Raw genomic sequence first — 9,802 nt, forward strand, 5'->3', positions numbered from 1 at the left:
CATGGACTTCGCGTTCGACGCCCGTACCGAGGAACTCCGCGCCAGGCTGCTCGCCTTCATGGACGAGTACGTGTACCCGGCCGAGGCGGTGGCGCACGAGCAGCGCGCCCGGCTGGCGTCGCCCTGGGAGACCCCTCGGGTGGTGGAGGACCTCAAGGCCGAGGCCCGCCGCCAGGGCCTGTGGAACCTGTTCCTGCCCGACGCCGAGCACGGCGCGGGCCTGACCAACCTCCAGTACGCGCCGCTCGCCGAGATCACCGGCCGCAGTCCGCAGCTGGCACCGACGGCCACCAACTGCGCGGCGCCGGACACGGGGAACATGGAGGTGCTGGCCCAGTTCGGGAACGAGGCGCAGAAGAAGCAGTGGCTGGAGCCGCTGCTCGCCGGGGAGATCCGCTCCGCGTTCGCGATGACCGAGCCGGAGGTGGCCTCGTCGGACGCCACCAACATCACCACGCACATCCGGCGCGAGGGCGACGAGTACGTCATCACGGGCCGCAAGTGGTACATCTCCGGGGCGATGAACCCGGACTGCAAGATCTTCATCGTGATGGGCAAGACCGACCCGGACGGCGGCGACATCCGCCGGCAGCAGTCGATGGTGCTGGTGCCGCGCGACACCCCGGGGGTCACCGTCGTGCGCGGGATGCGGGTCTTCGGTTACGAGGACCACTGGCACGGCGGGCACGCGGAGGTCGTCTTCGACCACGCGCGCGTGCCGGTGTCGAACCTGGTCGGCGAGGAGGGCGGCGGGTTCGCGATCGCCCAGGCGCGGCTCGGGCCCGGCCGCATCCACCACTGCATGCGGCTGATCGGCATGGCGGAGCGGGCGATCGAGCTGATGTGCCGGCGGGCCGTCTCCCGGTCCGCGTTCGGCAAGGCGCTGGCCCAGCAGGGCGTGGTGCAGAACTGGATCGCGGACGCGCGGGTGGCCGTCGAGCAGCTGCGGCTGCTGGTGCTGAAGACCGCCTGGATGATGGACACCGTGGGCAACCGGGGCGCGCACACCGAGATCCAGGCGATCAAGATCGCGACCCCGCGCACGGTCGTCGGCATCCTCGACCGGGCGATCCAGCTGCACGGCGCGGGCGGGGTGAGCCAGGACTTCCCGCTGGCCGAGCTGTACGCGGGCGCCCGGACCCTGATGCTGGCCGACGGTCCGGACGAGGTGCACCAGCGGTCGCTGGCGCGGCGGGAGCTGAAGAAGTACCTCTGACGGCCCGGCCCTCTAGGGCCGCAGCGCCCGCAGCAGCAGGTCGGCGAGGTGGTCGGCGAGTTGCTGGGGGCTGAGCGGGCCGTCGGGGCGGTACCAGGTGGACAGGTGGTGGATGGAACCGAAGTGGTAGTCCACCACCAGGTCCGCAGGGGTCTCCTTGGAGAAGACCCCTGCCTGCTGGCCCTCCTCGACCAGGGCGCGGAAGCGTTCGTGGTAGCGGCGGCGCTCGGCGCGCACCTGCCGGTTCTTCTCCGGGCTCAGGTGGTGCATGGAGCGGAAGAAGATCGACGCGTCGTCCAGGTTGTCGATGGTGGTGACGACGACGTCGGCCGCCGCGTCCCGCAGCCGCTTCTCGACCGGTTCGTCGGCGTCCGCGAAGGTGTCCAGGCGTTCCTGCTGGAGGCGCAGCACGCGCGCGTACACCTCGTGCAGCAGGTCGTCCTTGGAGCCGAAGTAGTGGTAGAGCGCGCCCTTGGTGACGCCGGCCGCCTCGACGATCTCCTGCACCGAGGTGCGGTCGTAGCCCCGCTCCGCGAAGAGCCGGGTGGCGGCGGCCAGAAGCCGCTGCGGCACCGGGGTGCCGTCCCCGTCCGTCGTCCTGGGCACTGCCGCCACCTGCCTTTCCGTGACACTGTTCTAGTCGTTGCGGGAACGCAGTTCCCGACGGAGGATCTTGCCACTCGCCGTTTTCGGCAGTTCGGGCAGGATCTCCACCTGGCGCGGGTACTTGTAGGCGGCCAGTCTCTCGCCGCAGTACGCGGCCAGCTCGCCGGGGTCGGCCGCGGCGCCCGGGCGGAGGCTGATGTACGCCTTGACGGTCTCGCCGCGGTAGCCGTCGGGCACCCCGACGACGGCCGCCTCGCGGACCGCCGGGTGGGTGTAGAGGACGTCCTCGACCTCGCGCGGCCAGACCTTGAAGCCGGAGGCGTTGATCATGTCTTTCTTGCGGTCGACGACGTAGAGCCAGCCGCGCTCGTCCATGAAGCCGATGTCGCCGGTGCGCAGTTCGCCGCCGGGGAAGGTCTCGGCGGTGGCGGTGGGGCGGCGCCAGTAGCCGGGGACGACCTGGGGGCCGCTGACGACGATCTCGCCCTGCTCGCCGAAGGGCACCTCCTCGCCCTGGTCGTCGAGGACGCGGACGACCGTCTCGGGTCCGGGCACGCCGACCGCGAGGGTCCCGGAGACCGGGTCGACGGGTGCCTCCAGGTGGGGCGGTACGGAGGCGCAGGGGGCGGTGCACTCGGTGAGGCCGTAGCCGTTGCGGATGTACGGCCCGAAACCGGCCCGGAACCTCTCCACCAGGGCGGGCGGCAGCGGGGCGCCGCCGGAGGAGATCACCGTGAAGGAGGCGAAGTGGTCGCGGGTGACGCCGGGGTGGGCGGCCAGGGCCATGAAGGCGGTGGACGGGCCGACGGTGTAGTGCGGGCGGTGCTCGGCGAACGCGTCGAGGACGACGCCCGCCTCGAAGCGGTAGGCGAGGACGAGCGTGCCGCCGCCGGCCAGGCAGGCACCGAACTCGCAGACCAGGCCGGTGATGTGGAACAGCGGCGCCAGCGCGAAGTAGACCGGCGCCTCGGGCAGGCCGAGCCCGGTGCGCTGCCGTTCGGCGTTGTACATGATGTTGCGGTGGGTGTTGGTGGCGCCCTTGGGGGTGCCGCTGGTGCCCGAGGTGTAGCTGATCAGCGCGGTGTCCCCGGCGGCCGGGGCGCGGTCCGGCGGGGCCGGGTGGCCGGCGCGGGCCGCTTCCGTGAGGTCCTCGGCGTCGGTCACGGGCTGCCGTGCGAAGGCCAGTACGCGCGCGTCCCCGCGGGTCTGGAAGTCCAGTTCGCAGGCGGTGAGCACGATCCGCACCGGGGAGTCGGCGGCCGTGTCGCGCAGATACGCCTCCCAGGCGCGGTCGGAGCAGATCAGCGCGCTCGCCTCGGCGTCCCGCAGGACGTGTCCGGTCTCCCCCGACTTGTACATGGGGTTGACGGGGACCACGGTCCCGCCCGCCTTCCAGGCGCCGAGGACGGCGAGGACGAAGTGCGGGGAGTTCTGGAGGACGACGGCGACGCGGTCGCCGCGCTCCAGGCCGCGGGCGGCGAGCCGGCCGGCGACGGAGTCGCTCAGCTCGTCCGCCTCGCGGTAGGTGAGGCGGCCGTCGAAGTAGGCGAGGAAGGTGCGGTCGGGAGTCTCGGCGACCACCCGGCGCAGGGCGTGCACCAGGGAGGCGTCCGGGTGCAGCGGGGCCTTCTGGACGTCGGTGAGCAGGTCCAGCCAGGGCTTGGCCGCGTACCGGGAGCCGGTGGGGGTCATCGGGCGCTCCCCTCCTCCCACTGGCGCTGGAGCCGGTTCATGCCGCGCAGCCAGCGGTCCGGTTCGGCGGCGCGGGCCTGGTAGTACGCGGCGACCTCGGGGTGCGGGAGGATCAGGAAGCGGTCCTCCTCGATGCCCTTGAACAGGGCGTCGGCCACGTCCTCCGGCTCGATCGCGGTCGGCGCGAGCACCAGGTCGCCCGCGCTGCCGCTGGCGGTGAGCATGTCGGTGCGCACGCCCTGCGGGCAGATGGCGTGCACCTTGATCCCGCGGTGGCGGTACGTCAGCGACAGCCACTCGGCGAAGGCGTAGGCGCCGTGCTTGGTGACGCTGTAGGGGGCGGCGCCGATCATGGTGAGCAGGCCGGCGGCGGAGACGGTGGAGACGAACCGGCCCCGGCCGCGCTCCAGCCAGTCGGGCAGCAGGGCGTGGGCGGCGCGGACATGGGCCATGACGTTGACGTCCCAGGCCAGCGCCCAGACGGCCTCGTCGGCGGCCTCGGTGCCGCCGGAGCCGACGCCCGCGTTGGCGCAGTAGACGTCGACCGTGCCGCCGAGCGCCTCGCGGGCCTCGTCGACGACAGCCGAGGCGTCGCCGGGTATCGCGATGCCGCCGATCTCCTCGGCGACCGCCTTCGCCTTGCCGGGGTCCAGGTCGTTGACGACGACGCGGGCGCCCCCGGCGGCGAAGCGGCGGGCCAGCGCGGCCCCGATGCCGCCTCCCGCTCCGGTGACGACGACACCCGCGTCCTGCACGGCTTCCACCATCGGTCTCCTTCGACGCGACGCCAACTGGCGGTGACAGACTAACCAGTCGGTATGTGCTGCGGAAGGGTGTTTCGCGGTTCACCTCGTTCCGCCGGGCCGGGCCGCGCACTAGCGTGCGTGGGCATGACACTGTCCAGACGGACCTTGCTCACCACGACGACGGCGGCGGCGACCGCGACGGCGGCGACCACCGGAACCGCGCGGGCGTCCGCCGGTACCGGCCGGGCGTCCGGCGGGCGCCGGACGCGGACCGGCTTCGAGCGGCTGGCCGCCGACGGGTACGCCCTGCTCGACGGCGACCGGGTCGGCGTCGTCACCAATCCGACCGGCGTCACCCGGGACGTGCGGCACATCGTCGACGTCATGCACGCCGACGACCGGGTGGACCTCACCTCCGTCTTCGGCCCCGAGCACGGCTTCCGCGGCACCGCCCAGGCGGGCGGCTCGGAGGGCCGGTACCAGGACCCGGCGACCGGGCTGCCGGTCTACGACACGTACCTGAAGAGCGGGCAGCCGCTCGCGGACGTCTTCACCGCGTCCGGCGTGGACACCGTCGTCTTCGACATCCAGGACGTGGGGGCGCGCTTCTACACGTACATCTGGACGCTGTACGACTGCATGGAGGCCGCCGCGCTCGCGGGCAAGCGGTTCGTGGTCCTGGACCGGCCCAACCCGGTGACCGGGCGGGCCGCGCTGGGCCCGGTGCTGCACCCGGAGTTCGCCACCTTCGTCGGCCGGCGGCCGATCGCGCAGGCGCACGGCATGACCGTCGCCGAGCTGGCGCGGCTGTTCGACGGGGAGTTCCTGACGACGCCCGTCGCCCTGGAGACCGTAACGATGACCGGCTGGCGGCGGTCCGACTTCTACGACGCCTCCGGCCTGCCCTGGGTGCCGCCGAGCCCCAACATGCCGACCCCGGACACCGCGCTGGTGTACTCGGGGACCTGTCTGTTCGAGGGCACCAACCTGTCCGAGGGGCGCGGCACCACCCGCCCGTTCGAACTGCTGGGCGCGGAGGGGATCGACGGGGCGTGGGCCGCCGCCGTCAACGGGCTGGGGCTGCCGGGGGTGCGGTTCAGGGAGGCGTACTTCGCGCCCGTCTTCTCCAAGTTCCAGGGCAGGACGGTCGGGGGTGTGCAGCTCCATGTGCACGACCGCGCGGCGTTCGATCCCGTGCGTACGGGGATCGCGCTGCTGGTGACCGCCAAGCGGACCTGGGACGGGTTCGCCTGGCGGTCGGACGGGTGGATCGACAAGCTGACCGGTTCCGCGCGGGTGCGCATGATGATCGACGCCGGCGCGGACACCGACGAGGTGGTGGCGGGCTGGCGGGCGGAGCTGGAGGCGTTCCGCCGGGTGCGCGCGCGGTACCTCGTCCACCGCTGAGCGCCCGCCGCCCGCCCGTACTCACCTGTGGGACGTGAACTCCACCACCTGCTGGTAGGTGGGGCGGTTCTGCCAGCCGACCGGGCCGTGCCTGATGCCGCCCAGGGTGCGGTGGACGATCGCGTCGGCGCACCACTGGTCGCCCGCGGCGCAACTGTCGTCGCCGGGGTAGACCTGCGCGGGCGTCTTCGCCGCCGCCTCCTTCAGGGTGGCGATCAGCGTGTCCCGGCAGGCCGCCGGGTCGCCGCCGCCGCAGTAGGCGCGGGCGAGGGGACCGCGTACGGACTCGCCGAGCACCGCCCTCAGATCCTTGTCGACAAAGCTCCACCAGCCGTACTGGAAGGCGCTGCCGGCGTGTCCGCCGGTCGGGCCGTGGGCGGCGGACGGGGACTCGTCGACGGGGAGGTTGGCGGTGAAGGCGTCGTACAGTCCGCTGCCGAGACCGGGTTCGAACGCGGCCCGCACCAGCAGCGGCCACCAGGCGTCCAGGGTGCGGACGGCGTCGGCGTGGGCGTACGTCCTCGAACCGGCCGAGGTCTCGGTGCGCTTGCCGCCCGCCGCCAGCCAGGCCCGGAGCCGGTCGACGGCCGCCTTGGCGGCGGGGTCGGTCACCGGGGCAGTGTCGATCACCTTGAGCAAGTCCGGCAGGACGTCCTCGGCCCGCAGATCGGTGAGGCCCGCGTCGGCCATCGCCCGGACGAGCGAGGCGCGCGTGACTCCGCCCTGCTCGACCAGTTTCCGCACCCGGTCGTCGAGCAGGTTCCCGCGGTGGACCGAGCCGTTGCCCCAGGAGGCGACCGAGTAGCCCTCGGCCACCTTGTTGTTCCAGGAGACGTAGTAGTCCTGGCCGGCCGACTGAGGGTGGGCGGAGGCGGGGGTGTAGTCGGCGGTGTTGGCCGCCGGGTCCCAGCCCCGCCACTCCCCCGCCGGGCGGGCCCAGACGGGGAAGTCGGCGTCCACGCCGTCGGCCCGCACCGGGTTGTCGCCGCTGTTGTAGTACGCGGTGTGCTCGGCGTCGGCGTAGAACCAGTTGAAGGTGTAGTTGATGTGCTGGACCGCGCGCTGGAAGTCCTGCGGGCCCTGGACGTAGCCGGGGTCGTTGAGCATCTGGAAGCCGATGATCGAGTCGGCCTCGTGCAGGAAGGACGAGCGCAGGGAGACGTAGGCGACCTTCGTGCCGCCGACGGTCGCGCGGTGCTCCACCGGGCCGTACTTCGTGCGCCAGACCCGCAGGGTGTAGGAGCCGGCGGCGGTGGAGTCGGCCACGGTCGGGGTCCAGGCGTTCTTGCGCTCGACCTTCTCCATGGGCGTGCAGGTGCCGCGGTAGAGGTAGTGGTAGTCGTCCTGGCACAGCTCGACGGCGTACGTGTCGATGATGTCCTGGCCGGACGTGGTCGCGCTCCACGCGTAGTCCTGGCCGCGGCCCAGTTCGACGTACATGCTCAGGCCCGCGAAGGAGGCGCCGCGGGCGCTGAGGCCGGGGCCCTGGATCTCCTGGAGCATCAGGAGCTGGGGCGCGAAGTAGCCGGTCTGCGGTCCGAAGACGGCGACGGGGTGTCCGCTCGCGGTGTGGTCGCCGCTGACGACGAGGGCGTTGGACATGCCGCGCCGGGCGGAGGAGAGGGTGCCGGTGGCGGCGGTGGCCTGCTCGGCCGCGCTGCCCGTGCGGTCGTGCACGAGGGGTTCGGCCGTCACCGAGCCGGCGTCGGGCAGGGCCCGGTGCCGCGGGTCGGCGGGCGGGGTGAGGTACGGGAAAGTGCCGTCCTGGACGGTGAGGGCGGCCTCGGGGTCGTCGCGCTGGCGGAAGGACTCCCAGACCTCGGTGCCCTCGGTGACGCCGTACTTCTCCTGGGCGGCGAGCAGGGACAGGGCGTTGTTCACCTCGCCTCCGCCGCCGGAGCCGAACAGGGCGCCTATGACGGAGGCGAGGGCGACCAGGTCGGCGGGTTCGAAGTGCTCGATGGTGCCGGCGTTGGTGATCGCGTCCTTGTGGCCGGTCAGGACGTACTCGCCGGGGAAGGTGCGGGCCTGGTCGGAGGCGTCGATGTAGGCGTTGACGCCGGCGACGTAGGCCTCGACGTCGGCCAGGGCCTGCGCGCCGCGTTCGCCGGCCTTCGCGGCGGCACTGTCGATCTGCGCCTCCAGCTCGGCCTCGGTGTACGGGGCAGCGCGCCAGAACTGCTGCTCCAGGCCCTGGTTGGCGGGGGCGCCGCCCGCGAAGGAGGTCAGCTCGCCGCGGCCGACGTGGCGGAAGAGGTCCATCAGCCAGAGGCGGTCCTGGGCGGCGGCGTAACCGGCGCCGAACTCGGTGCCGTAGCGGGTGGTGCCCGTGATGTGCGGCACGCCGGTCTTCTTGTCGCGGACGATCGTCACGTCGGTGCGGCCGGCCGGGCGGACGGTGGAGGCGACCTGGTCGGCGGGGACGCCGAACGAGGCGTCGTTGAAGAAGGTGTTGATCGTGTCGTTGGTGAGGGTGCGGTGGGCGGTGGCGAGGTCCGCGTAGGGGCCGAGCTGGTCCTCGGCGTGCGCGGGCTGGGTGCCGAACGCCTGGTTGAGCAGGATCTGGGCGAGGGTGGCGTTGCCGTTCTGGCCGGGCGGCAGGATGTCGGAACACTGTCCGCCGCAGTGGTCGTCGGCCGCCGCGGTGACGGCCGGCGCCCCGGCGGGGGCGGTGCCGGCCGGGGCGGCCGAGGCGGCCGAGGCCGTGCCGGCCGGGGAAAGCGGTGACAAAAGACCGGCAATGAGGGCGCATACCGATGCGCTCTTCAGGAACCCGTGGATTCCGCGGGGAGTTCTCAGTCTGACGAGGGCCGTGCGTGGGGTGCGCCGTGACATGGGGCAGCTCCTCCCGACGGGGACGCGCCGGATGTTACCGGCGGTATCCCCGAGATTGAAGATGAACATGCGTCACTTTCAGCGAGAGCACAGCGGAACGACACAGCGGACACACAGGTCACGGGAGTCGACTCGGGAGGCGGTCCGGCCGGCTTATGGAGGCCATCGGAAATCGGATGGAGCCGAATCGTGTGTCGATACGTCTATTCGGCGACGTCCGTACGACGACGCCGAAGTGACCGGAATACAGGTGCAGGTGTGACGGAGGTGCAGGGCGATGGCCGGTTTCCGGAGTCTGGCGAGACAGGTCCGCGATCCGCGGTCCGATCTGGCGCTGCGGCGCTACTCGCTGCGCAAGTGCCTTGAGCGGTTCGCCCCTTACGGACACAGGGCGACCTGGGACCACCTGTGCTCCCGTTGGGGGTTCGGGCCGGAGGACAGGTCCCCGGACCCGGCGCGGCTGGTGGCCGCGCTGGAGGAGCTGGAACAGGCGCGGTCGGTGTGGCTCGCCTACGAGGTGGAGTTCGCCGAGCGCCGCAGGAAGGAGAAGCACGACGGGCTGCGCCGGCCCGGCAGCGTGGACGACTGGCACCGGCTGACCTGGGGCGGGTTCGGTGTGGCGTGGTGCGACGACCCGCGGGTGCACCCCCGTGAGCCGCTGGCCGAGGTACTGCGCCGGCTGATAGCCGCGCTGGAGCGCGAACCGGGGACTGCGTGCCCCGTGTGCGCGGGTGAGCGGCTGGTGTGGAAGTACGACCTGGACCACGAGCCGTCGGCCGGTCCGGTCTGCGCGGACTGCGGGATCCTGGTGCCGCGGCCCGTACTGACGCCGGAGGCCCTGTCGGCCACCCGGCGGGAACGGTTGCTGGTGTCGGCCTGAGCCGGCGTTAGGTACGGCGCGACGACGTGCGGTTGGGGTACGGGGGGTGGTGCGGCACGGCCCGGGAGCGCCGGGGGCCGTGCCGCCTGGGCCCTTGGCGGGTGCGCGGGGCGGCGTGCGGTCGGTGTCGTGGTGTCACCGCGGGTGGCCGGGGCTGCTCGCGTCCGCGCTGCCGGCAAGGCGGCAGCCGACGCGGGACCCGGGCGGCGGCAGCCGACGCGGGGCCCGGGCGACGGCAGCCGACGCGGGGCCCGGGCGACGGCAGCCCGCCCGGCGGGGTGGCTCCTGCCCTCGCCCTCGGGATACGGCCCGCCGGCAGACGCCCGCTAGGTGTATTGATCACGAGCGTTGTTAACGCCGACGGGGCTTGATCATGGCGAAGACCTCCGGTGTGGTGGAGCTGTCTAGGACTGCACCGCA

General features: G+C 72.7%; 7 protein-coding genes. 3 read left to right on the forward strand and 4 right to left on the reverse strand.

Features of this window, described 5'->3' with window-relative positions; translation table 11 throughout:
* The first annotated feature begins 1 nt into the window (after position 1).
* Positions 2-1,216: an acyl-CoA dehydrogenase family protein gene (locus ACIQR3_RS35980; protein ID WP_403545484.1), complete on the forward strand. Its 1,215-nt coding sequence runs from the start codon at positions 2-4 to the stop codon at positions 1,214-1,216.
* Between the two features lie 12 nt (positions 1,217-1,228).
* Here the strand turns inward: ACIQR3_RS35980 and ACIQR3_RS35985 are convergent, their stop codons facing one another.
* The 3 genes from ACIQR3_RS35985 to ACIQR3_RS35995 are packed head-to-tail and all read right to left on the reverse strand — an operon-like array spanning position 1,229 to position 4,281.
* Positions 1,229-1,822, reverse strand: a complete 594-nt coding sequence (locus tag ACIQR3_RS35985) for a TetR/AcrR family transcriptional regulator (protein ID WP_403545486.1) — start codon at positions 1,820-1,822, stop codon at positions 1,229-1,231.
* Positions 1,823-1,852: 30 nt separating this feature from the next.
* On the reverse strand, positions 1,853-3,514 hold the full coding sequence (locus ACIQR3_RS35990; protein ID WP_403545487.1) for a class I adenylate-forming enzyme family protein: 1,662 nt from the start codon (positions 3,512-3,514) through the stop codon (positions 1,853-1,855).
* Positions 3,511-4,281 carry an SDR family oxidoreductase gene (locus tag ACIQR3_RS35995; protein ID WP_403545489.1) on the reverse strand — a complete coding sequence of 257 codons (771 nt, stop codon included), beginning with the start codon at positions 4,279-4,281 and terminating at the stop codon, positions 3,511-3,513. The genes ACIQR3_RS35990 and ACIQR3_RS35995 overlap by 4 nt, the downstream gene beginning before the upstream one ends.
* A gap of 123 nt (positions 4,282-4,404) precedes the next feature.
* On the opposite strand from ACIQR3_RS35995, the gene ACIQR3_RS36000 reads away from it, so the two are divergent.
* The gene (locus ACIQR3_RS36000; protein ID WP_403545490.1) at positions 4,405-5,667 is read left to right on the forward strand and encodes an exo-beta-N-acetylmuramidase NamZ domain-containing protein; all 1,263 of its coding nucleotides are present in this window, start codon (positions 4,405-4,407) and stop codon (positions 5,665-5,667) included.
* A 21-nt stretch (positions 5,668-5,688) separates the two neighbouring features.
* Here the strand turns inward: ACIQR3_RS36000 and ACIQR3_RS36005 are convergent, their stop codons facing one another.
* Entirely contained in the window at positions 5,689-8,502 is a 2,814-nt protein-coding gene (locus ACIQR3_RS36005; protein WP_403545492.1) for a penicillin acylase family protein, read from the reverse strand.
* Positions 8,503-8,779: 277 nt separating this feature from the next.
* Here ACIQR3_RS36005 and ACIQR3_RS36010 point away from each other — a divergent pair, with 277 nt between their 5' ends.
* Positions 8,780-9,382: a hypothetical protein gene (locus tag ACIQR3_RS36010; RefSeq protein WP_403545494.1), complete on the forward strand. Its 603-nt coding sequence runs from the start codon at positions 8,780-8,782 to the stop codon at positions 9,380-9,382.
* The last annotated feature ends 420 nt before the right edge of the window (positions 9,383-9,802 follow it).

The organism is Streptomyces sp. NPDC090994 (assembly GCF_044768905.1).
Lineage (GTDB): Bacteria > Actinomycetota > Actinomycetes > Streptomycetales > Streptomycetaceae > Streptomyces.

Coding starts and splice junctions, on each gene's coding strand:
- ACIQR3_RS35980 (WP_403545484.1), top strand. CDS start 2: ATGGACTTCGCGTTCGACGCCCGTACCGAGGAACTCCGCGCCAGGCTG.
- ACIQR3_RS35990 (WP_403545487.1), bottom strand. CDS start 3,514: ATGACCCCCACCGGCTCCCGGTACGCGGCCAAGCCCTGGCTGGACCTG.
- ACIQR3_RS35995 (WP_403545489.1), bottom strand. CDS start 4,281: ATGGTGGAAGCCGTGCAGGACGCGGGTGTCGTCGTCACCGGAGCGGGA.
- ACIQR3_RS36000 (WP_403545490.1), top strand. CDS start 4,405: ATGACACTGTCCAGACGGACCTTGCTCACCACGACGACGGCGGCGGCG.
- ACIQR3_RS36005 (WP_403545492.1), bottom strand. CDS start 8,502: ATGTCACGGCGCACCCCACGCACGGCCCTCGTCAGACTGAGAACTCCC.
- ACIQR3_RS36010 (WP_403545494.1), top strand. CDS start 8,780: ATGGCCGGTTTCCGGAGTCTGGCGAGACAGGTCCGCGATCCGCGGTCC.